This is a genomic window from Acetobacteraceae bacterium, from assembly GCA_004843345.1.
Lineage (GTDB): Bacteria > Pseudomonadota > Alphaproteobacteria > Acetobacterales > Acetobacteraceae.
This window is the reverse complement of the sequence record CP039460.1, coordinates 784,942-806,788: the sequence shown is the minus strand read 5'-3', so window position 1 is coordinate 806,788 and position 21,847 is coordinate 784,942. Positions and strand designations below refer to the sequence as shown.

General features: G+C 45.0%; 25 protein-coding genes. 6 read left to right on the top strand and 19 right to left on the bottom strand.

Features of this window, described 5'->3' with window-relative positions; all coding sequences use genetic code 11:
• Positions 1-76 precede the first annotated feature (76 nt).
• The 7 genes from FAI40_04025 to FAI40_03995 form a co-directional block, all read right to left on the bottom strand.
• Positions 77-664 (bottom strand): hypothetical protein, encoded by a 588-nt coding sequence (locus tag FAI40_04025; GenBank protein QCE34579.1) that lies wholly within the window; start codon positions 662-664, stop codon positions 77-79.
• 15 nt (positions 665-679) lie between these two features.
• Positions 680-1,201, bottom strand: coding sequence for a hypothetical protein (locus FAI40_04020; GenBank protein QCE34578.1), 522 nt, complete (start codon positions 1,199-1,201; stop codon positions 680-682).
• A gap of 468 nt (positions 1,202-1,669) precedes the next feature.
• Entirely contained in the window at positions 1,670-1,906 is a 237-nt protein-coding gene (locus FAI40_04015; GenBank protein QCE34577.1) for a hypothetical protein, read from the bottom strand.
• A gap of 53 nt (positions 1,907-1,959) precedes the next feature.
• Positions 1,960-2,688, bottom strand: a complete 729-nt coding sequence (locus tag FAI40_04010) for a hypothetical protein (protein QCE34576.1) — start codon at positions 2,686-2,688, stop codon at positions 1,960-1,962.
• A 308-nt stretch (positions 2,689-2,996) separates the two neighbouring features.
• Positions 2,997-3,440: a hypothetical protein gene (locus FAI40_04005; GenBank protein QCE34575.1), complete on the bottom strand. Its 444-nt coding sequence runs from the start codon at positions 3,438-3,440 to the stop codon at positions 2,997-2,999.
• Positions 3,441-4,032: 592 nt separating this feature from the next.
• On the bottom strand, positions 4,033-4,656 hold the full coding sequence (locus FAI40_04000) for a hypothetical protein (protein QCE34574.1): 624 nt from the start codon (positions 4,654-4,656) through the stop codon (positions 4,033-4,035).
• Positions 4,643-5,233 (bottom strand): helix-turn-helix domain-containing protein, encoded by a 591-nt coding sequence (locus FAI40_03995; protein ID QCE34573.1) that lies wholly within the window; start codon positions 5,231-5,233, stop codon positions 4,643-4,645. Before FAI40_03995 ends, FAI40_04000 begins: the two co-directional genes overlap by 14 nt.
• Positions 5,234-6,041: 808 nt before the next feature.
• On the opposite strand from FAI40_03995, the gene FAI40_03990 reads away from it, so the two are divergent.
• Positions 6,042-6,287, top strand: coding sequence for a hypothetical protein (locus FAI40_03990; GenBank protein QCE34572.1), 246 nt, complete (start codon positions 6,042-6,044; stop codon positions 6,285-6,287).
• 10 nt (positions 6,288-6,297) lie between these two features.
• Positions 6,298-6,615 carry a hypothetical protein gene (locus FAI40_03985; protein ID QCE34571.1) on the top strand — a complete coding sequence of 106 codons (318 nt, stop codon included), beginning with the start codon at positions 6,298-6,300 and terminating at the stop codon, positions 6,613-6,615.
• A gap of 89 nt (positions 6,616-6,704) precedes the next feature.
• Here FAI40_03985 and FAI40_03980 read toward each other — a convergent pair whose 3' ends face one another.
• From FAI40_03980 to FAI40_03960, 5 genes are all read right to left on the bottom strand, one after another.
• Positions 6,705-7,232, bottom strand: coding sequence for a hypothetical protein (locus FAI40_03980; protein QCE34570.1), 528 nt, complete (start codon positions 7,230-7,232; stop codon positions 6,705-6,707).
• Position 7,233: 1 nt separating this feature from the next.
• Entirely contained in the window at positions 7,234-7,815 is a 582-nt protein-coding gene (locus tag FAI40_03975) for a cell filamentation protein Fic (protein QCE34569.1), read from the bottom strand.
• 15 nt (positions 7,816-7,830) lie between these two features.
• Entirely contained in the window at positions 7,831-8,055 is a 225-nt protein-coding gene (locus FAI40_03970; GenBank protein ID QCE34568.1) for a hypothetical protein, read from the bottom strand.
• Positions 8,052-9,773: a DUF4435 domain-containing protein gene (locus tag FAI40_03965; GenBank protein QCE34567.1), complete on the bottom strand. Its 1,722-nt coding sequence runs from the start codon at positions 9,771-9,773 to the stop codon at positions 8,052-8,054. Before FAI40_03965 ends, FAI40_03970 begins: the two co-directional genes overlap by 4 nt.
• Before the next feature lie 145 nt (positions 9,774-9,918).
• The gene (locus tag FAI40_03960; GenBank protein ID QCE34566.1) at positions 9,919-11,172 is read right to left on the bottom strand and encodes an alpha/beta hydrolase; all 1,254 of its coding nucleotides are present in this window, start codon (positions 11,170-11,172) and stop codon (positions 9,919-9,921) included.
• A 287-nt stretch (positions 11,173-11,459) separates the two neighbouring features.
• On the opposite strand from FAI40_03960, the gene FAI40_03955 reads away from it, so the two are divergent.
• The 3 genes from FAI40_03955 to FAI40_03945 all read left to right on the top strand — a co-directional run bounded on the left by FAI40_03955 (position 11,460) and on the right by FAI40_03945 (position 13,000).
• Positions 11,460-12,014 (top strand): hypothetical protein, encoded by a 555-nt coding sequence (locus FAI40_03955; GenBank protein ID QCE34565.1) that lies wholly within the window; start codon positions 11,460-11,462, stop codon positions 12,012-12,014.
• Positions 12,007-12,567: a hypothetical protein gene (locus tag FAI40_03950; protein ID QCE34564.1), complete on the top strand. Its 561-nt coding sequence runs from the start codon at positions 12,007-12,009 to the stop codon at positions 12,565-12,567. The genes FAI40_03955 and FAI40_03950 overlap by 8 nt, the downstream gene beginning before the upstream one ends.
• A 244-nt stretch (positions 12,568-12,811) precedes the next feature.
• Complete coding sequence (locus tag FAI40_03945) at positions 12,812-13,000, top strand: hypothetical protein (protein QCE34563.1); 189 nt, start codon at positions 12,812-12,814, stop codon at positions 12,998-13,000.
• Positions 13,001-13,038: 38 nt separating this feature from the next.
• Here the strand turns inward: FAI40_03945 and FAI40_03940 are convergent, their stop codons facing one another.
• Positions 13,039-13,401 carry a hypothetical protein gene (locus FAI40_03940; protein QCE34562.1) on the bottom strand — a complete coding sequence of 121 codons (363 nt, stop codon included), beginning with the start codon at positions 13,399-13,401 and terminating at the stop codon, positions 13,039-13,041.
• Between the two features lie 387 nt (positions 13,402-13,788).
• Between FAI40_03940 and FAI40_03935 the strand changes: the two genes are divergently transcribed.
• Positions 13,789-14,466, top strand: coding sequence for an HAD family hydrolase (locus FAI40_03935; protein QCE34561.1), 678 nt, complete (start codon positions 13,789-13,791; stop codon positions 14,464-14,466).
• A gap of 4 nt (positions 14,467-14,470) precedes the next feature.
• On the opposite strand, the gene FAI40_03930 is transcribed toward FAI40_03935, so the two are convergent.
• The 6 genes from FAI40_03930 to gltB are packed head-to-tail and all read right to left on the bottom strand — an operon-like array spanning position 14,471 to position 21,830.
• Positions 14,471-14,950: a sel1 repeat family protein gene (locus FAI40_03930; protein QCE34560.1), complete on the bottom strand. Its 480-nt coding sequence runs from the start codon at positions 14,948-14,950 to the stop codon at positions 14,471-14,473.
• A 2-nt stretch (positions 14,951-14,952) separates the two neighbouring features.
• Positions 14,953-15,441, bottom strand: a complete 489-nt coding sequence (locus FAI40_03925) for a hypothetical protein (GenBank protein ID QCE34559.1) — start codon at positions 15,439-15,441, stop codon at positions 14,953-14,955.
• A complete protein-coding gene (locus FAI40_03920) occupies positions 15,438-15,686 on the bottom strand; it encodes a hypothetical protein (GenBank protein QCE34558.1) in 249 nt (82 codons plus the stop codon). The genes FAI40_03925 and FAI40_03920 overlap by 4 nt, the downstream gene beginning before the upstream one ends.
• Positions 15,687-15,715: 29 nt before the next feature.
• Positions 15,716-16,816, bottom strand: coding sequence for a sel1 repeat family protein (locus FAI40_03915; GenBank protein QCE34557.1), 1,101 nt, complete (start codon positions 16,814-16,816; stop codon positions 15,716-15,718).
• Positions 16,620-17,219 (bottom strand): FRG domain-containing protein, encoded by a 600-nt coding sequence (locus tag FAI40_03910; GenBank protein QCE34556.1) that lies wholly within the window; start codon positions 17,217-17,219, stop codon positions 16,620-16,622. The genes FAI40_03915 and FAI40_03910 overlap by 197 nt, the downstream gene beginning before the upstream one ends.
• Before the next feature lie 54 nt (positions 17,220-17,273).
• Positions 17,274-21,830: a glutamate synthase large subunit gene (gltB, locus tag FAI40_03905; protein QCE35739.1), complete on the bottom strand. Its 4,557-nt coding sequence runs from the start codon at positions 21,828-21,830 to the stop codon at positions 17,274-17,276.
• Positions 21,831-21,847 lie beyond the last annotated feature (17 nt).

Sequence of the window (21,847 nt, the reverse complement as noted above, 5' to 3'; positions counted from 1 at the left end):
GGAAAGAAATATCCAACAGGATAGCACCGTTTCCAAAAAAATTCCAAAAAGATTCTTTTCGGCCTCTACCCCTTTGTTACGGCTGAACAGGCCCTCTTTTCGCCATTTGATAGGCGGCCATCTGGTCACCGAGGTCAACCGAACCAATACCCGTGTCATCATCGGCAAAGACCTGCCCATTCGCCTGAACACGGCCGATATACTGGCCGAGGGCGGTATCTGTAATCGCCCCTGTCGGGTCAATATTGCCCACAACCGTGCCATCGTCTTTGCGGACTTGGCCAGCAAAATCCCCTGCGGAATTTTCAGAGAAATTTGTGGGCGGTGCGCCGTCTTTTTGCGCCTTTTGCGCAAGGGCAAAGGCCGAATTTTTCTGCCCAGCCGGCACAGTGCCCAGAGGGTGGCCTTCGGCATCAAAAACTTTGCCATTTTGATTGACTTTGCCGATGCTGTTGCCTGTGGCGGCGTCAATAATATTGCCGGAATTGTCAATCGAGCCAAGGACTTGCCCTGTGGCATCTGAAATATCGCCTGTAAAAAGGGTCGTGTTATCGGTGGGCTGGGGCGCATAGCCGGCACGGACAACAGGCTGATTGGCGCAGAGACCGCTCAAAGGCAGGCAAAAAAGAGAGAGGGGAAGGAGAAAAAGAAGCTTTGTTTTCATGCTTTCAAAGAACCTTTAATTGCCCGCATTCGCCGCAGGATTGAGATTACCTAGATTATTGGCGTTAATTTTGCCCGTATAATGCGCTGTGCCTGCCGCTTGCGGTGGCATGCCGCTATTTTGAGCCGCTTGGGCGGTGTCACGCTCTTGTTGGGTTTCCTGCGGAGGCTGCTGCGGTGCAGGGCCTGGCATTGCGCCATTTTCAACCGCATCAAGCTGGGCCTCGGAATTAGGCGGTGGCAAAGGCGGTTCGGAAGAGCCTTGCCCGAAACTTGTGGTGACCCCGGGTTCTGCGGGGTTAAAGGCAGGTGTTCCCGCATCGCTATCGCCAGCAGACGGAGGGGCTTCTGGTGCGCCACCATGGGCGCTGACGGCGTTGTTAAAGGCGGTATTTGCACCGTCATCTTCTGATTGCGCCTGTGCGGCAGGCACGGGCGGTGAAAAAATTTGGGCAGAGGCTTTGGAGACGCCAAAAACAACCGCAAAAAGAGAGGTAAAAGCGCTTAGCAAAGCGAAAAGAGCAACATTTTTTTTCATAAGAATCTTTAACGCCAGAAAGGAAATCTTCTTTTTCTCTTAAAAGAAGTCAGAAGATTGCGCATCTTCTTTCCCCTCAAAGGTGGATTTTAGGAAAAGATTATGTAATTTACGCAACACAACGCCCCTTTGAAAAATCAAAAGGACGCTGTGATGTAGGGAAAGAAATGAAAAGGAAAGAAGTGGCGCAAGCTGCCCCAAGCAGTCTTGCCAGTGACAAAAGGGGTTCAGTCACTGTCCTTTTCGCACAAGCCTCTAGTAAACCCTTTCGAGGCAAGGACAAGGGGAACTAAATCCACTCCCTTCACTTAAAAATATAAGCTGATGGAAAAGAGATTTCTATGTTTGTGCAACGAGTCTTTTGACTATTTTACAAGAGACTGTCAGACTGTTGCTTTGAAACGACAAATATCGTGAGAGGATTTGTTAGAAGCTATTATCTGTTGGTTTCCTTGGGTAGAAGAGTTGCTAAGAGGCATTTTCTAATAAAAGAAGTGGCGGAAATAAAATAGACAAGCTCTCTATCGGTTTTTTTGTACGAAGACTTGCTTCGCAAGTCCCCCAAAAGCATGTTTCGTGAAAAATACGTTCTATAAAATTTTCTTTGCCAATTTTTAACCATTTTTTTGCTAAAGATTGCTCAGTCTTTGAAGAACAAAAACCTATAAAATCAGCGATGACACCAGCCTGAATAATAGGATTCAAATACGTATAATACGTATAATTTGTTTTGTAGCGATTGCTCTTGAGGTATGTATCTAAAAGTTCATCAATTTCCTGAACAGAATAGAATATTGTGAAGGATATGAAGTATAGAAGAAATGTAGAGCGAGCGTTTCTATGGATAAGGTTTGGTTTAGATGATCCAAGGCCTCATTTAAAATATTTTGATTAAAAAATTTTTCTCTATCAGATAGACGGCTTTCAAACACATATATGGCATAAAATGTCGCAAATTGTGTTTTTTTAGATACATCAGAAAGTTGATTCCATTGTTTTTCTATTTTTTTGAGGATTCCCAATGGAAAGATGAGTGTCTTGCTGGAAAAATAGGTCCCTGCCAATTGATTCAGTGCTTCTCCTAGAAATCGTTGGACATTGCCTTTATTCAGTTGTTGAGGATTAAAAAACCAATGGTTAGGATCTACTTTTGCCCAAATTGCATATTTCTGATCTGCTAAAAGATGTTGGGCCTCTTCATTAGGTGTTTTTTCTGATTTCTGGACGAATTGTAAAACGGTCTTACGTATAACTTTAGCAAGCCCTCTTAGTGTTAAATAGGGTTCATTCTGATTGTTTCGCATTGGCGTTGTGATGCTATTTTCAGAGTGCCACTTGTCAATAAGATTATTTGGAAGTTTTTGAAGGTTGTGGACATAACCAGATCTAAGGTTATACGAATTAGCAATTGCTTGTTTGATTTCTTCTTTGCCGATCTCGTTTGAGGAATTCCCACAATAGAACCATTCATTAGGAAGATGATTCATAAGGAACTCTGTGTAACGATGTTTGAGCTTTAAATGCTCTTTTTCAATTAAAAGATTTTTAATATTTTCTATGACTTCTGAATGGCCAGCTTCAGAAAGTTTATTAAACTCTTTTTCGAGCTTTTTTGCTTTATTGGGATTTATATCTTTCCAGCTGGTTTTATATTCGCAAAATTCTTGAGCGAGCGATTCTGCTGAGGCAATCAATAATGTATACGCTAAGGTGAGATCATCTTTTATTCTGTAAATGGCCTCTACAAAGCTTCGTATTGCTTTGATTGTGGTTACATATTTTTTCTGAGGCAGGTTTAAGAGATCTGCAACAAAGATAGAAAACTCTCTCCATGTATTTCACTGATAATAACTTCTTCTTCAAAGTAGGGCGATATAAGTTGGCAGCTTGGTGTTGAAATGTTCAACGATTGTCGTTTAGAGATTAGTCGTTCAAAAACGTCTTTTTCGCTTAGGAAAAGAGCGCCTGTAAAAAATGTCAGTAAGGCTGCAAAATCGTTAGCATAATCTTTGAATGGATTATAAGCAGCTCCTGGAAAAGCTAAACTTTTTTGCTTGAGCTTATACATTAAAACGCCGTCATTATGCACAGATAAATCGCCCGCATTGGTCTTAATAATCGTGCTTGAAAAATGTTTGGGCTGAAAATTTGAATAGAGAGTTATTGTCTTTGTACTTTCGACAGTAAGTTTTTTTAGGTTGGGGGATTGCCAAAATTTTCCTGTATTATATTGAAGCATTCTAAAGGCTAATCCTTAGTTTTTAGGGACTTTAGAGAGAAAGGATGTATAATCATCATAATTTAAGCGTTTAATCAGGAATAGATGAGAATAAGTCTTTTTTAAAAGCTGTGATATTTAGAGAGGCAGATACTATCAATCGTATGTTTGCCCTATGAGGATTTCTCAAAACACGGAATGAGGTCTGTGATGCTTTTTTCTAAAAAATTTCTTTTGTTCGTCTGCGTGGCGTTTGCGTTTTCTTTGGCTTTTGGGAATGCTTGGACGCAGGAAAATAACGATCAAAAACCAGAGATTTTGAAAACCAAAGTAGGCACTTGATCCTGTTTGCTTTTGGCGTAAAGTTTGAGGCAAGATTGTTTAAAGGTTTTTAACTTCTCAGAAGAATGCCTCTTTGATTTTTGAGAGATGTTTACGTTTGCTTATATTCCTCCACTCTCTTTGATTGGATATAAGTTTAATTTATTAAATCCTTTTACTTAAGCGCTTATTTCATAAAAAATTAAAGCGATAAGAGAAAGGATTAAAAAAGATTTCGTAAGATGCAGAGATGGCAAAGGGGCATTTGCACCCCTTGCCTAGTTTTTTAGGTCTACTTTCCCTCATTCTGGAAGCTGCCAAAGCTTCTGATGTCGGTGGTTTTGCCTTTCGGTTTTTTGGCTTTGGCTTGGCTGAGTCGGTCATAATGTTCTGCCAGCTGTTCTAAAATCAGGGCGCATTGGGTAGAGGCTCTGTCCCGTGCCCTGCCTTCTGAAATTTCAGGATAGAGCAGGACGCCAATCGCTGTGAAAGAAAGCTGATCAATCAAAAGCGCTTTGAGCCGTATATGGACACACAATCCAAGGGATTGACGGACTTTTTCAATGCGTTCCCATGCCTTGCCCTTTGACATTTCAAAAGTATGGCGGTCGCCTCGGCCGTATTTTTCGGTGAGGGCGAGGGATTTTTCCGAAGGCGGATCAAAAAGGGCATCGGCATAGCCCTCGGTGGCAAAAAGATAATCGCTGAGCCAGCGTTCGGCGGCGTTAAGTTCCGCTCCCGAGATAATTTTGCGCTTTTCCAACTCGGAAAGGGTTTTGGCCCGTTCCCGTTTCCCATTGAGCTTTTTCTCATAATCTGGTTTTTTTAAACGCTCTTTTGTGGGGTGAATGTGACTTTCTTTTGATTTGCTTTTGGTGCGCATGGTTTTGATATATGCGGTTTTAGGCTGCGTCATTTTCATTTCCAAAAATCAGAGGAATGAGAGAGGGGACCATATTTTTCATCATGGAAACTACCGCATATCTGGCCTCGGTTGGGTTTGTCTTTCGTGTATCTGCCAAATCACGGAAGCCATTTTGGACATGGCGGTGCCATGTTTGGAAAAAATGGCTTTCTTTGATGCTGAGTCCCTCTGGCTCTGGAAAGAAAGTTTCTTTCTGGTTTTCTTTTGGGTTCTTATAGGCAGGGGAAGGCGCTTCCCTTTGCATGAGGGCAAGAGCTGCCTGATAAGAGGCATGATTCTCCCCAATGTCACTTTTGCGTGGGGGGCAGCTGCTTCCCTTGAGGGCATCAAAGTGCCCGAGGCGGTAACGGCCCGGACAGACAGGCTCAATGAGATGTTTTTCTTTGAGCTGTCGGCGGGCCTCCTTAATCGTTCGGGTGCAGAGACCTGTTTTATTGGCGAGAAATTCGAGGGAAGGCCAGCAAATGCCAGCTTCTTTATTCGCATGATCGGCCATAGCAACCAAAACCAGCTTTTGCGTTGCTGGCAGAGTCTGCTGCCAAGCCCATTCCATGGCGGCGATGCTCATAAATCCTCCTTATCAAAGGCGATTTTTGTGCTTTTTTGAGAAAAAAGCTTCGTTTCGAGCTTATTATAGGCTTTTTTGCTTATTTTTTGCGCATAAAAAAGGCTTGAGAGGCTTGAAAAAGCGCAAAATTTAGAAAGTTTTTGCAAGAATTTTAGAAAAGAATTCCAGAGATTCTGTGGTTTAGAAGTTAAAATTTGTTCTAAAGCTTTGTGTAACATTTGTTTTCTCTTGATCGGTTTATTTAGGGTTAAAATAAAAGTTATTTTTAGGGTTAAGTCCTGAAAATGCTTGGAGGAATAGGGCTAATCTCTGATTCCTGCCTGTCATTTTCTGCTGTAAAAAGTTATAAGCTTTTTTGCTTACAAAACAAGCAAAAAAATGAATTTTAAAAAAGATAAAAAAGAAGACGAATCTAATACGGTTTTTCTGGACAAGGAATGAGTTTTGGCTTTATTCTATGAATCACTAATTGAGCTAGAGCTTAATAACTTCGGAAAGGGATTGTTTTTAAAAGAAAGAAGCGATTTTCTAAAAAGCCAAACTGGAAAGCCTGTCTCTGATTTTGAAAGCAATTTTTTTCCCTCTACTGCCGTATAGGCAGCTTAGAAAAATACACCAAAGGAGGAACGAAAGTTTCTTTATAAACTGCCGAGCAGGTAGTTTTGCCCTTTTTGAAGCAAATGCGGTTAAGCCCTCGGGAATTGAAGGAGGGGGCTTCAGAAGGGTCTTTTGTGAAGCAATGTAGAATGGGAAAAAGGTAAGCGTAAAAATTTTCGTCACTGTTTTTAGAAATTGTAGGATTTGAATCATGACGGTTTTTGAAGAAAATGGCCGGCTCACAGGTGAGGGGCTGGAAGTTGTTGGAAGCGCTCTTTTTGGGGAAAAATGGAAAAATCCTCTTGGGAAAGCCCTTGGTGTTGGCGGAAGCCGTATTCGGGGCGTGATTCAGGGGGTTCGCCGCAGCCCCTCTGGCTGGACACCCGAGATTAAAGAAATGCTTGAAAGTCAAATTGACCGCTGTAAAAAGGCGTTAAGTTCCCTCGAAGAAAGCTGAGAACCCTGAGGTGAAAGCCCGTGAGCGCATTCTTTATTGCTGCGCTCAGAGGGCTGGACAGTCGCCAGCAGGGTGCGGTCAGCATTTTAAAAGGATGAATATGCAGGAAAGACGTTTAGATAAAGTTGAGTTGGAAAAAGCAGGTATGGCGCTGTTTGGGGAACGATGGAAAAGCCCCATGGCGCATGCGCTGGGATTGCCTTCCACCCGTATTCGGGAAGTGATGCGTGATGCCCGTCCATGCCCTTTTAGTTGGACAGAGCGTATTTCTGAAATTCTCAAGGCGCATATGGATAAATGCCAGCAAGCCCTTCATACCCTTGAGTAAGGCGGCATTCGGGGAGGCAGCTGAAACCTGATTTTCTTGGTTTTCAGCGTTCAAAGCAAGAGGCCTCAACATGTCTGCCGCTTTTGGCCTTAGGTCAGCTGATAGGCGCAGTTTGTCTCATTTGGGTTTAAAAGGCATTTTTCGGTTTTGATATCGGGTGCGCCATCGGCTTCCTGCTCTGACTCCCAAATACTGTCCCGTTTTCTGATTTCGTTATCTGCCTTGGCGGTGTTGACGCAGGCAGAGATTTTTTCGTCTTCTTTGTCACCAGCACAGAGGGTGCAGTTCTCGTCCTGCGCCCATCTGTAATCTTCGAGTTGCACCATTGTCATTTTTTTTAAATTTGGAGGTTTTTCCGCTTTGCAATAGCCCCGTCTTTGCATTTCTTGCAGGGCATTGCTCTTTTCTGTGCAGGCCTCTTCCTCCAGTCCAGCTTTATGGCAAAGATAGTCTTGCTTCCAGCGGTAATTTTCAAGCTGTTCCAGCGTCATTTTCCTTAAAGGGGAAGGGGCTTTTGTATTTTGAACGGGGGTGCTGGCGCAAAGAAAAATAAAAACAGGCAGGCAAAGAAAGGCTTTTCGGGGATTGCTTGGAAAAGGACGCTTTTTGTGTGTCATTTCAGGACTCTCTTGGCAAAAGGCTTTTTTGAAAAATCTGGATGACTGGCTGGTAATGTTCTTTCTCCCCTTCAATCGAAGCCTCAATCATTTCTTTTTGAGACGTTTTCCGCCAGTCTAAAGCAAAGCCAGCCCCTTGGGCGATTTTTTCCATAAAAATTCTTTGTGTTCTGCCGTTTCCTTCCCGAAATGGGTGGAGCATATTCAGCTCAATCAGAAAAGCCCCAGCCTTCTCCGCAAAGCCTTCTTTGGTGAGATAGCGAAAGTTATTTTCTTTCTTGAGAATTTTCGAGAGATAATTGGCGTGGCTTTCAAGATGAGTCGGCAGGCAAAAAAGCGTCTCTCCTTTGGAAATCGAAACCGTTCTGATTTTTCCAGCCCAATCATAAATCCCTTCAAATAGGATTTTATGAATTTTTTGAAGAAATTTCAGGTTAAATTCTAAGGGGGGAGGCGTTTCGGCTAATTTCACCATGCGGATGGCCACGAGATTATGCTCGCATTCATGCAACATCTGGCGCTCTGTTATGCCGAGGAGATTTCTTAAAATTCCCGTTTTAGAATCGAGATAGGGATCAGCCATGCGCCTGCTTTCTGTCTAAAAGTTCCGTTTATAGTGTGCTAAGGCACGCTTTTCGACGGTTTCTAAATCCATTAAGCCCGTGGCATAAAGGTCTAAATTGTCTTGAACGTCTTTGCTGACGTCACCGCCTTCTAACCGCTGGGAATGAATGGCATTCTCAATGATAAAACGCCGTTTTTCTTTTTCCGCTTCTGAAATTTTGGCCAGATGGCGAGGCGTTGCTTGCTGATTCTGGTTCATATTTTTGTCTTCGCCTGATTTGCTAAAAGTTCCGTCTCTGATGGAAGGACTTTTTTAAGCGCTTCTCTAAGGGCGAGATGATGCTCCCCAGAAGCGTTTCTGAGGATACGGGGAAGCCAATCAGTATAGTCTTTTTCGCCTAAAATAGACGTTGCTTGTCCCAAAAATCCTTTGTCGTCGCAGAGGAAAAGTAGGGTTTTATAATCATTTGTTTCGAGGGCTGTTTCAATTTCTTTGAGCCGATCCTGTCCATGTTGGATAGGATTAATAAATGGATTGTTTTTTTTAATTTTTTCTTGAAATTGTTTAAGTGATTTATCTTTATCTTCGGGAGAGATGATGTCTTGTAATTGCTGTAATAAAGCCCGTTTATTATAGTCAAAGACGTATTCCTCTTTTTTTGTCTGAATAAGTTTTTTAATTTTTTCTTTTAAGTCTTCGAGTTTGCTTTCGGCTTCCTTTTCAGAATGATCCTTAATTCGACAAAGAATTTTAAAAATTTCAGGCAAGAGAAATAAATTTTCTATTTCGGCTACTTCTAAAGTGTGGATATTTTTCTCTTTTAACGCTTCGATTTGTTTAGACGATCGGCCATCATTATCAATAATACCTGCGATTTTTACACGGTGTAGGGAAGGGCAATCATTGAGTGCCTTAACGGTGTCGATGACAGTTTGGCAGCCCTCTATTGGGATAGCAAGCCATGTGGGATAGGCAGCTTTATAGAGGGCATAATCAAGGCTCGTTTTTTTGCCTTCCACGAAAAGAATATTTTGGCGGCTGCCAATTACTTTGAGAAGAATCTCTTCGGGAAATCCAATCTCTTCTGGGACAAGTTCTATCTCCCATTTTTCAGCATTAGTCTCTTTTTGATAGGCGCTTACCGCATATTTTCGTGCATTTTGACGGGTTGCGGCAAAATCAGGATCGTGCGTCATGTAAATGAAGGCGCAATCTGGGCGCATTTCTTCAATTTCATTCCATAATTGCGCCAAAATCGTCCGATTAAGATGGAGTTCGGGTTCATCGAGCAGAATAACGGCATTTTCAGGGGCTAAAAGAGCCTGGGCAATATAGTAAAAAATACTCCGTTCGCCGTCGCTTAATTCCCTTGCCTCGTAGGTTTCATTTTTATCTGGGTTGATGGTTTGTAATGCCCACATTTTATTATCAAAATTGAGTTCTCGATGTGGATTGATTTTTGTCCAGAGCCCAAGAGCTTTATCTAAAATTGTATGTTTCGGAGATTTAATATTTTCGGGGTTTAATTTCGCCTCTTGGTGATACTCATAAGAGTCATTCATTGTATCTAAAAACAGAATATCTAAGGCTTTTTCAAAATCGTTTTGGAGTATGAGGGAGGGTGACAATGTGCTTTTTCCATGAACAAGGAAGAGGGTCTTTTTTGCCTCAACAGAATTGGAACTTCTATTGATTTTTTCGGGGACAATAACAGAACGCTGCGCTGCAATACGGTAGCATTTTGGGCTGTTGGGATTGTAGGAGGTCTGCTGATTGAATGGGAATGTGGCAGGAGGATCTATTTTCTTCTCCAGAAAAACCCCTAAACGGGTTTTACCAGACCCATTTGCGCCCATAAAAACAAAAATTTCGCCTGCATGGATTTTGAGTTCTAAATCGTCAATGTTTGCTTCTGTGTTTTGCCCGTTAAAGCGGGGGATTTTGACAGTTGCAAGAGGTGTTTTTGTCATAGGCATTTTTTATAAAATCTTCTCTTAAAATGAACTCAAAGTGCAGAATGTTCCACGTGGAAGATGAAAAAAGGGGGAGGGAGAAGCGCAGAAGGGAAAGCTTTGAGGCTTTCCCTTTCGTGTTGGTTTGACTGGATAGGGCGTTTTTCCCTTATTTTGAAAGAGAATGTTCGTTCTCTTTCTCATCCTCTTTTTTGTCTTCCTCTGCGGCGAGATCCCAATCCTCGTCAATGGTATGAGAGGTTTTGCTTGAGCGCCAGTCGCCCTCTTTTTTCTCAAAAGCCTGACGGGTTAAATCCGCACTGAACAAGGTTGGATCAGCTTTTTTAACAGGGATTTGCCAAGTAAAACCACGGCTCGTCTCATAGAGGTTTTCCTGCTCCTCCTTCGTTTCCGCTTTTTGCGGATTGCGGATAAATTCAATCATGCGCCCAATGGCGTGATGCGCCTCTGGCAGACGTTTCCCAACAGGGAAAATATGGGGCATGCCTGTATATTGCTCTAACACAATCCAAGGCTCTTTTTCTTTGAGCCGTCTCGCATCCGAGTTGAGAACGTCCCGTGTGCCCGTAAAGACCATGATAGGCGGTAGCCCGTCCTGATGCGGTGCAGTGATAAGATTGACTTTCGGATCTGTTAAAGAGCGTTCTCCAGCCCACATGCGGCCGCCTTCCCGAAGGAAAGAAATATCAAGGATTGGATCATTTTTCTCAAGGTCTGGCTGATCCACGCCCATACAGGCAAGGTCTAAAAAGGGCGAAATTAAAATAGCCGCTTTGGCTTGGGGCAGTTTTGCCTGTGCAATTTCACGCACGAGGGCATAAGAAAGCCAGCCCCCTGCGGAATCGCCCATAATGACAATATTTTCCGCACCGACTTCCTGTTCCAGTGCTTTATACGCTTCTAAAATCCGTGCCATGCCTGTCTCATATTGAAAGGACGGGGCGAGGGGGATCAGGGGCATATCGATGGTACAGCTGAGCTGATGGGCAAGATCGCTGAGCATCCAGCCATAATAGGGCATCATGCCAGCCACAAAATCGCCCCCATGAAGATAGAGAATATGGAGCGGTGTGCCTGCCCCCTCAGGCGGTGTGGTGATAAAAGCCTCTAAATCGCCGAGCTTGCCTTCCATGCAGTCATCGGCACGCTTTTTCTGCCAGCGCCAGAACTGGCGTGGCCCGTCAAGGTGGAGGCGGTTGACAATTGACCAGCAATGTCGTTTCATAAAGGGGTTAAGGGCATCAAAAAGTTTCAGCCACAAAAACGCTTGTGTCGAGATGCCTTTCTTTTTCGAGGCGGCCCTGATGAGGCCTGCTGTACCGATCAAAGTAGCCCCGGCAAGTAAAACGGGGCGGAGGCGGTGGGAGGAAAAACCGAAAGGGCGGGAATGTTTTTCTGCCATTGTCAGGACTCCTTAATCAAGAAGAGATGCCGAGCTGGTAAGCTCCTTATATCTAATGACTCAAGGCCTTTCTTTTACAAAAGTAAAGGCTGTTTTGAGAAAAAAGCGGTTTAAAAAACAGCTTTTAAAATTGTTTTAATTAAGATGATTTTTAATGATTTCCTGCTTTATACGCTTTATAAAGTATGTCTTCTGTTGGTTGCCGAAATGCTTTGGAATCTGAGTTTTGGGCAGGGAAAGGCCTTTCGTGTCACATTCCCAAATATTTAAGAAAGCATTATTCATTCATGTATTTTTCACACGGGTTTGAGCGGTTTCTCACAATTTCCATGTGGTTTTTTGCAATTTTGTCTGGCGCAGGCATTGTTTCAGGCATTTTGCCGCCACAGGAGATGTTGCCTTTGTTTTGTCAGCATCTGCAGGAATGGCTGAGCCTGACGGCACTGTCTTTTTGTAATACATGGGTGCTTTTGGTGATGGCGATTGGGATTTTACGCATTGCGAAAAAAGGCAGAACCCGTAATTTTGAAAAAGAATGGCTTGGCATGATTGGCAAACTCGAAGTCTTATTCTATCCTGTTTCTTATCCTTTTACGGATCCAGAAACGAAACAATTAACCGTTGGGATTTTTCCTCGGCGGAATTTTGAAAAGCTTCTGGAACTTCGCCCCAGTTTTACAGTCCTCTTTCCCCAGAATAAAACCCTGAACCAGTTAATTTCGCAAATTGCGAAAGAAGATCAGGAATCCCGTATCGGAGACGATAATCCCGAAATTTTTTTTCAAAGCAGTGAGGTGAAAATCTTGGCTAAAAAATTGATGAAGCTGTCTGACAATGTCTGACCTGAGAGAAGTCGCCCTGCCAGAACCAGGCCCTAGCCGCAGCAAGACGCTGAGAGATTATTTAAATTGGGAAACAGATTTATTCCTGCCTTTGCCAGAAACAATGGTGGAAAGCCTCAAAAATATTACTGCAACCTCTTATATTTTTGTTACGGAATTTAAGCTGACGAAAAACGATTATTTGTTTTCTGATGAAACACGGATGAAGCTCCTAGGCCTTTTGTCTGATTTTGAAAAGCGCCTCAAACCCAGAGCGGGCGGAGAGCATGAAATTACCAAATTGAGCGCTTTAGCTGGCGATATCATGCCGTATTTTTCGGATTTGGATTATTTGCGCACCAGAGGTAAAATCCTTTTCGCAGATAAGGGAGAGTCCCAATTTGTTCGGGCCTTTAACGATTGGAGCAGTATCCTTACCCAGTTCCGCTGGATTGAGCGTACGATTGCCGCCTATATCTCCCAGTTTGAGTTCGAAGACCATGAACCACCACCTCCTCCTGCTGATGTCAGACAGGCCATGACAAAACTCCTCAACCTCCTGCCCAGTTTATAAAAAATCCCCATCAAAACCCGAACGGAAAATTTAAGGAAATTTTTTCTTTAAAAAAGCCAGTTTTCTGCGGAAAAATAGAGGATAAAGAAACCGAAAGGGTGAACCGAAAGTTTTTGCCAATTTTTCCTGTGGATAAAACGCTCTTTCCCTTGCTTTTCCTATCTAAACGCTTAACGTAAAATATAAATCTGAACGGAAAGGCCTAAAACGTTAAAAAAGGGTAATAAAGAAGGGCTGGAAGAAGATGAAAGACTATCAAAATCCAAACATCATGGACGATGATCTTTTAGAAGAGGCCAAGGCGCTTTTGAAGGATATGCTAGTTTTGATTAGGCAAGCCAAATCTAAAGAGATAATTGATTTATATTCTAAGTTTGCTTCAAAATTGTCTGCGATGAGATGTACTATTTTTGGGGAACTAACACATAGCTAGCCAAGCATTTGTCTTGGCTAGCTATGTAGATTTCAATATTATAGCTTTCCCATGGCAATGAGTTTTACTTTATCTGGAGTAAGGATGTCGTGTTTGGCGTTGCCTTTTGTAAATCCAATCGAATAAGGCATATCAGAATAAGTACCGTCCTGATTGTTATCAGCCATTAGGGCTATCTGTTCGTAATTTTTGCTTTGTGGAGTTTGTATTCTGCATACTAATACTCCTCTTCCGTTTACATCTACATTGTCCGCTTTTCCCCCTCCCTCAACACAATCTTTTGTAAAACTAGCGGGTGTGTGTAATTCTGCATGGGCATAACCACCTACCGCAATTAAACCGAAGCTTATTGCCCCTAATAATATTTGTTTGGTGTTCACTGTTTCTTTTCCTTGATTCAATTTCTCCTAACGACGACCACGACTGGCGTCGAGTAGGTAAGAACACAAGAATCAGGAATTGTGCCCTGCCTATTTCCAACAAGGGTGTTTTATTCAGCAGGATACTCGACATAAAGTCGGTTCCTGATTCTCAATTTGTGCTGTTCTTACGCAGCGGTATAATTATAACGAATAATTGAATTATTTGGGAAGAAAAAACCCGCCACAATATTTTGAAGCGGGTTCGATCATTTTAACTATCTGTATCAGTATTAAGAGACTTAATCTCTTTTGCTTTTTACTCAATTTCCTTTTATTCGTACGTTTGTTTTAGAAGACAAATCCCTTGAGGCAATAAAAGCGGATTTACAGCTTACATTTGTCGATAAAAATCCCTAAATGTGCTGAATGAATATCTATTTTGATTTTGACGGCACGATTGCCGATACAGGGCCAGCCTTGGTGGAGGCTGTGCGCTTGAGCTTTTTAGAGCAGGATTTGCCAGCCCCAACGGCGGAGCAGATTATACCGCTTTCAGGATTTCCATTACAGGAGATTTTGGGCATGCTCCTCGGCCATGCGCCAGATTCCCAAGAAATCTTTGAATTTCGGGAGCTGGTGGAGAAATTCTATGCGGAAATGGCGCTGGGCGAAATTTGCCTTTTTCCGAAAATGCGGGAATTGCTCCATGAGCTTTCGCCCAAAGCGAATTTGATGGGGATTTTAACCAATAAACCGACAAAATGCGTTTTGAATGAAACAAAACATCTCGAAATTCAGCCTTATTTCCATGTGATTTTGGGGGCAGATGTTGCTGGCGCTGCGAAACCCGCAACCGATATTTTGGATATGGCGCATATTATGCTTGAACTGCCAGAGGACATTCGGGAGGAAAGCGCTCAAAACAGCCTGATGATTGGCGATAGCACCGCTGATATGGGATTGGCGAAGGCCACGGGTATGACGGCCATCGGCGTGACATGGGGCGCACAAAGCGCCAGCGTGCTAAAAGAAGGCGGTGCAGATCATATTGCCCAAACCACCTCCGAACTCAGAGAAATCCTCCTCGCCCTTTTAAAGAAATAACGTTTTAAAGCGTTTTAATCTGCTCGAGGAGGGGGGATTCTTCGTTGGCATCGAACAAAGTGAGGAAGTGCGTTCGGGTGGCTTCATCGACTTTGAGAAAGGTCAGGAGGGAAGTAAAGCTCTTTCTATCCCGTGTTTTAAAGGGATTGAGCAGGGATCTTTTCAGCATTTCCTTAATGAGCGCATCATTGATTTCTTTTAAAAGATGCTGGAGCTTTTCAGGGCAATAGTGAAAGCGTGTCACCGCTTTTTGCAAATGTTTTTTGGCAAGGGTGAGGCGTTCTTCGTCCTTTAAATCCCCCAAATTAACACGGTTTTCATAATAAAGCTTGGCGAGTTCATAATAGGCCTCGGGATTGCCGGCGTTCGCAGCCTGCTCAAAAGAGGTGAAGGCATCTTGCGGATCATTTTCCGAAAGCGCACGGTGCGCCTTGGCTAAAATCTCTTGCGCTGGAAAGGTTTTTTCGGAGGGTTTTTGAGTCATGTTTAAATCCGCTCCAGCGCTGTTTGAAAGGCACTCTCGTCCGCTGCGTCAAAGGCTTTGATGAGGTCGTTTTTGACTTCTGTATTGAGAACAAAAAGCAGGCAAAGCTGTTCGAGCGCCTCCCGTTCCTTTTGTTCAAAAGCCGTCTCAAAAAGCGTTTTGAGAGGGCCTCTATCAAGCGTTTTAATCGCAATTTTGCGGGCATGGTGGAGGGTCTCTTTGAGCTGTTCCATTTTTGGCTTGAATTGCGCCTCAACCTCTTGGGAAGGCAAATCCTTACTCGCAGCCTGCGCCAGTCGGAGAAATGCTTGAGAAAGCCCTTTTTCCGCCTGATCGAGCTGATAAACACGCTCTAACAGATTTTTGGTTTTGAGGGCTTTTTCATAAGCCAGCGAGGCCTTGGCATAGGCACGCTCTAACACAGCGCTTAATTTCGCCATCAGCGCTTTCGTCTCATTTTTGTTTGTGTTTGCTTCTGTTTTTTCTGTCATTTTTTCTTCCCCCGGCGCCATTTTAGTCCACCTTCTGTTTTGTAGTACGAAATCAGGGCAAAGGGAATGGCGAGCGCCCCGAGAATCACGGCCTCCACCAGCCCTTTGAAGAAAAAGGCAGAGACCACAGCGCCTGCGATAAAAAGCGTGAAAACAGCCCAGCCCTCCCATGAAATCGGCAGTCCAGCGCCATAGCCATGGCTTTTCGCTGCAAACCACATTTTAGACGATTTCTCTTTGGGCATTTTATCTTTTCTTTGAAACAGCGGGGGGGTTAAGCATCGGGTTTTTCATCGCCTTCGGGTGGTTCTTTGTCACTTGCCTGCGCCTTGTCCTTTGCTTCTTCTGCGTCAAGCATTTTGAGGGCATCAATGGCAGGTTGGAAGTCTTGATCTGCTGCTTTTTTAAACCAATAGCGTGCCTTTTCAAGACTTGATGGATTTAAATCTCTATACCAAACACCAAGATTATGTTGTGCTAGAGCAAGGCCTTTGCTTGCAAGTGGTTGCCACAATTCAAAAGCTTTTTGGGGGCTTCTAGGTACACCTCCCAAGCCATAGAGATACATGTTTCCAAGATTGCACTGAGCCGCTGGATGTCCCTGATCTGCCGCTTTTTCCCATAATTCTCGTGCTTTTTGATAGTCTTGTGGAACGCCGTTTCCACAATAATATATCACACCAAGGCAAGCTCGTGCCAACGCATCTTCTTTGTTGGCAGCTTTTTCCCAATACCCAAGTGCCTTTTTATAATCTTGGGTAACACCATTACCTTTGCAATACATTAGGCCAAGATTAAAATTTTCTTCTGGTGTATTTTCTTCCTTTGGCTCTAGCAGATCCATTAAATAATGGGCGCAATGTTCAATGCCGGGTAGAAGCGTATGAAGATGAATACCGAGTGTTTTTAGCTCTTTTAAGATAGCACTTTTTTTTGAGGCGTTAACTTCAAAAGATTTTATTTCGCCGAAGAGATGTTTCTCTAAATCATTTTCCTTTAATGTTCTCTCATCTAGTCCAAATAAAATAAAAGCGCCATGTTGTGCGATAATACGTTCATTGTTTTGTTGAGGGATTACGAGGATGGGGGAGCGTAAATCTTCAATTTTGATTTCTTCACGAAAGCCTGAATATTCATTTTGAACCAAGCTGAGGATTTCTTTTAAGGCTTTTGGACTTTCAAGAGGCTTGGTGTCCTCTCGAATTGTTGCTGGAAAAGATATTGTATTGTCTTTTATATCTGGAGCTTTTTGTTCTTTTTTGGCGGAATGTTCTGGTTTGAGAGAGCTGTGCAAGATTAGAGAGAAGCTTTGTTCTGTGGCTATTAAAATAGTGAATATTTTGCCGTTCTTGACAAAAAATGACAATTTTTCCATTTTTTTCTATGTTTTTACCGTTACAATTTTTTTCAATTTTTGCTTGTCCTGTTTTCCAATCAGCGCAGGCAAAATAAAGCGCAATGAGCGGGTTATCTGTAACATCCATTAAACGTGTGGGAAGTTCGTAATGTTGCGCCCGTACGAGGCGCTCAAACATTGTTTTGTCTTTAGCAAAGGCTGGCGCTTGTCGGGAAAGAAGTTCCTGCATGAGAAGTTTTTCTTTGGCAGGGTAATCTTCTCTTCGGAAAAGTGGTGGCCTCAAATCATATGAAGCGCTCAGTAATCCACGATAAAAAAAACAGTCATGCTTGCTTTTTTGTTTTTTCTGCAAAGCGGAGATTGCTTCCATGAAATCAGTCACATTTTCTATGACTTTCTTTGTCGTCATTTTATCACTCATTTCTCATTCTTTCCTAATTTTTAAAGACGAAAGGAGGCTTTTAGCCTCCTTTGTTTATTTTCCGTGTTGTTTGAGAAAGTTTTCATAGTCTTTGGGGACGATGTACCAGAACTGAGGTAAGAGCATATCCCAATTTTTCAGGAGGTTTTTGGCGTAAAGACTCTGCGTCTCTGTGACATGGCGTTCAATGAGCGTTTTTAACTCTTTGGCCTCTGCACTGTCTTTTTCAATTCGGTGCCAGTTGAGGCCGTTGCGGTTAAGTTTGGATTCAAACGTGCCCGATTGATCGAGGACAAAGGCTCGGCCTCCCGTAAAGCCAGCCCCGAAATTATCGCCTGTTTCGCCTAAGATAACAGCAATGCCGCCTGTCATATATTCACAGGCGTTTGAGCTGCACCCTTCCACGACACCCACAGCGCCAGAGTTTCGCACGGCAAAACGTTCGCCGACTTGTCCTGCGGCAAAGAGATAGCCTGAGGTTGCCCCGTAAAGGAGGGTATTGCCCGCAATGCTATTTTGTTGGGGATCTCCTGACTGGCTGGGGGAAGGAGAGAGCGCAATGATAGCGCCTGAAAGCCCTTTGCCCACATAATCATTGGCATCGCCTTCGACTTGGATTTTTAAGCCTTTGACACCAAAAGCGCCCAAGGACTGCCCCGCCGTTCCATGAAGGGAAAGGGTGAGATGCCCGTCTTGAAGCCCGTCCATGCCGAACTGGCGGACGATTTTTGAGGAAATCCGTGTGCCGACCGCACGGTGGGTGTTACGGACACGATAATGAAGGTGGAGCTTCTCTTTCCGTTCAAAAAGGGGCGCTGCGTCCTGAATAATCACCCCATCTAAGGAATCTGGCACTTCATTGCGCTCTTTTAACGTGCAATAGCGTGCCGTGCCGTCTTCATCAGACTGGACAAGGAGGGAATTGAGGTCGAGGTCTTCCAGCTCATCAGCCCCTCTGGAGATTTGGCGGAGGAGGTCAGAGCGTCCGATAATCTCTTTGAGACTTCGCACGCCAAGGCTCGCTAAAAGATGGCGGACATCTTCGGCAATGAGGGTAAAGAGGTTGATGACATCTTCGGGCTTGCCTGCAAATTTCTTGCGCAGTTCGGGGTCTTGGACGCACACACCAACAGGGCAGGTGTTGGAATGGCACTGGCGTACCATCAGACAGCCCATTGCGATGAGGGAGGCCGTGCCAATCCCAAATTCTTCTGCCCCTAACATGGCCGCAATGACAATATCCCGACCTGTTTTAATCCCGCCATCGACACGCAGCACCATGCGGTGGCGCAGACGGTTGAGCATGAGCATTTGATGGGTCTCGGAAAGGCCCATTTCCCACGGCATACCGGCATAATGGATTGAGGAAAGCGGGCTAGCGCCTGTGCCCCCATTATAGCCTGAAATCAGAATGCCATCGGCTTTGGCCTTGGCAACCCCTGCGGCAATCGTGCCAATGCCCGAACGTGCCACGAGCTTAACGGTCACCAGCGCCTCTGGATTGATCTGTTTGAGGTCATAAATGAGCTGGGCGAGGTCTTCAATCGAGTAAATATCATGATGCGGTGGCGGTGAAATCAGGGTGACACCCGGGGTCGCATGGCGGAGCTTAGCAATCAGCCCCGTGACTTTAAAGCCCGGGAGCTGGCCACCTTCCCCGGGTTTTGCGCCTTGGGCGACTTTGATTTCAATTTCACGGCAATGGTTGAGGTAATCTGCGGTGACGCCAAAACGTCCCGAGGCAACCTGCTTGATTTGGGAGCAGGCATTATCGCCATTCGGACGTGGGCGATAGCGTTCGGCATCTTCGCCCCCTTCGCCTGAATCCGATTTTGCGCCGATGCGGTTCATGGCAATGGCGAGCGTCTCATGCGCTTCGGGACTGAGCGCGCCAAGGGAAATTCCCGGGGCAACAAGGCGTTTGCGCAAGGAGGTGATGCCCTCGACCTCATCAATGGGAATGGGTGCAGAGGCGGGTTTGAAATCGAGTAAATCCCGGAGCGCAATCGGCTTTTTAGAGCGCACTTCGGCAGCATATTCCTGATAGAGCGGAAAAGAATTTTCTTTGACCGCTTTTTGAAGCTTGCGGATCACTTCGCCAGAGAGCGCATGTTCCTCGCCTCTTGGGCGCTGGCGGTATTGACCGCCCACAGGCAGTGCTGAAAGGGTTTCTTTCTCCCAAGCCTCATGGTGCGCTTTGAGCAGGTGGCGTGCAATCCCTTGAAGCCCAATCCCCGAAAGGCGTGAAGGCATGCCCGGGAAAAATTCGGCACTGAGCGCACGGGACAGGCCAATCGCTTCAAAATTATACCCCCCCCGATAGGCAGAAATCAGGGAAATACCAGCCTTGGACATGATTTTCAGCAGGCCTTTTTTGGCGGCGGTGAGGTAATTCTCGACCGCTTTTGCCAAGGTCAGGTCAGGATGGAGGTTTTTCTCAAGCCGTTCAGCAATCAAATGCTCCACAAGGAACGGATTGACCGTATGCGCTCCAACGCCAATGCACACGGCGAGGCTATGCGTATCCATCACACAGCCAGAGCGTAAATTGAGGGAGGCAAAGGGCGAGAGGCCAGTACGCATTAAATGCGTATGCACCGCAGCCACCGCCAGCACAATTGGCATGGCGACACGGTTTTTGCCGCTTTTTTCCGTGGTGAGGAAAAGATGGGCAAATTTACCCGTATCACGCTGGGCTTTGACAATTTTTTCGGCCTGCTGGCGAATGGATTCCAAGCCGTTTTTGAGGCCGGCTTCGCCTGCTTCGAGGTCAAAACAGCAATCAATTTCAAAGGCTTCCGTACTGCAAATTGCTTTGAGCTGGTCATATTGCCCATTGCTTAAAATGGGGGATTTGAGATGAAAACGCCCACAATGTTCCGGCCCATCTGCGAGGAGATTATAATGCGGGCCGATTTGAGTATGGACAGACATGACCCGTGTTTCCCGTAAGGGATCAATGGGAGGATTGGTGACTTGGCTGAATCTTTGGCGGAAATAGCGTGGCAGTCCCCGATAATGGCTTGAAAGCACCTGCAAGGGCGTATCATCGCCCATTGAGCCAATCGCTTCTGCCCCCTGCGCCACCATTGGCTGGAGAATAATCTCCATCTGCTCATAGCTCATATTGGCGGCGACTTTTCGGCGGTGTAATTCCGCCTCTGGCATTTTGGGCTGATCGCCATGATGGGAAAGGCGCTGGGAGAGATTTTGGCGCTTTTCCATCCATTTGGCATAAGGAAAGCGGCTTGCCAGCAGTTTTTGGGTTTCTTCGGGGAGGTAAAGTTTCGCCTCTGCCATATCAAAGGCCAAGGTTTCGCCAGGGCCTAATTGTTTTTGATAGGCGATGTCTGTTTCAGGCAGGCGGACAATACCGCTTTCAGAGCCGACAATCAGGAGGCCTGTTTTGGTCACGCTATACCGCAATGGGCGCAGGCCGGAGCGGTCGAGGCCAGCAATCATCCATCTGCCATCTGTTCCGCAAATCGCCGCAGGCCCGTCCCAAGGGGGCATGACCGCATTGCAATAGAGGTAATAATCCCGCAAAGCGTCTGACATGGCAATATCTGACCCACAGGCCGCAGGAATAAGGATATTTTTAACAGAAGGCGCATCCCGATCGGCAAAGGTCAGCAGTTCAAAGACATTATCCAGCACGGCTGTATCTGAGCCGGAAGGCTGAATCACAGGTTTTAAATCCTCTAAATAGGGATTGAGAGCCTCGTCTTGGAACAGGATTTCCTGCGACTGCATCAAATTCATATTGCCCGAGAGCGTGTTGATTTCGCCATTATGGGCAATACGGCGGAAAGGCTGGGCCAGTTTCCATGTTGGAAACGTATTGGTGGAATAGCGCTGATGGTAGAGCGCAAAACGTGAGACAAAGCGCCCATCGAGCAGATCAGGATAGAAATCGACCAGATTTTCGGCCAAAAACATGCCTTTATAAATCACCGAACGGCAGGAAAGGGAGCAGAGATAAAGGTCCAAATGCGCTTTGGAGACCGCTTTTTCAATCCGCCTGCGGATAATATAGAGGTCTCGCTCAAAGAGCGCCTCCTCTCTCTGGAGGCTGTTGCGGATCATGATTTGCTCAATTTCGGGGCGTGTGGCATTGGCCTTTTCCCCGATAAAGGCCGTATTGATGGGCACTTGCCGCCAGCCATAAATCTGATAGCCAAAGCGCAAAATTTCGGTTTCGATAATCTGGCGTCCATGCTCTTGGGAAGCCAAATTATTGCGGGGGAGGAAGACCATGCCGACCGCAATTTTTCCTTCTATTTTGAGTTTGCCGGCTTTATGAATGGCTTCGGCAAAGAAATCTTGCGGAATTTCAACATGAATCCCTGACCCGTCCCCTGTTTTGCCGTCCGCATCCACAGCGCCCCGATGCCAAATATTGGAAAGCGCCTCAATCCCTGCCAGCACAACGTCACGGCTGGGCTTGCCATCTAAAGACGCAATGAGGCCAACACCGCAGGAATCCTGCTCTTTGGTGGAGAGATGGGACCCTTCCAGCTTGGTTTTGTTAGCTTCCCATGATTGGACATAGTTTTTTTCAGAAGCGGTTTGAAAAGGGCTTTGAAAAGCGTTTTGATTTGTGTTTGGCATCGTTTGTTTATGCAAAT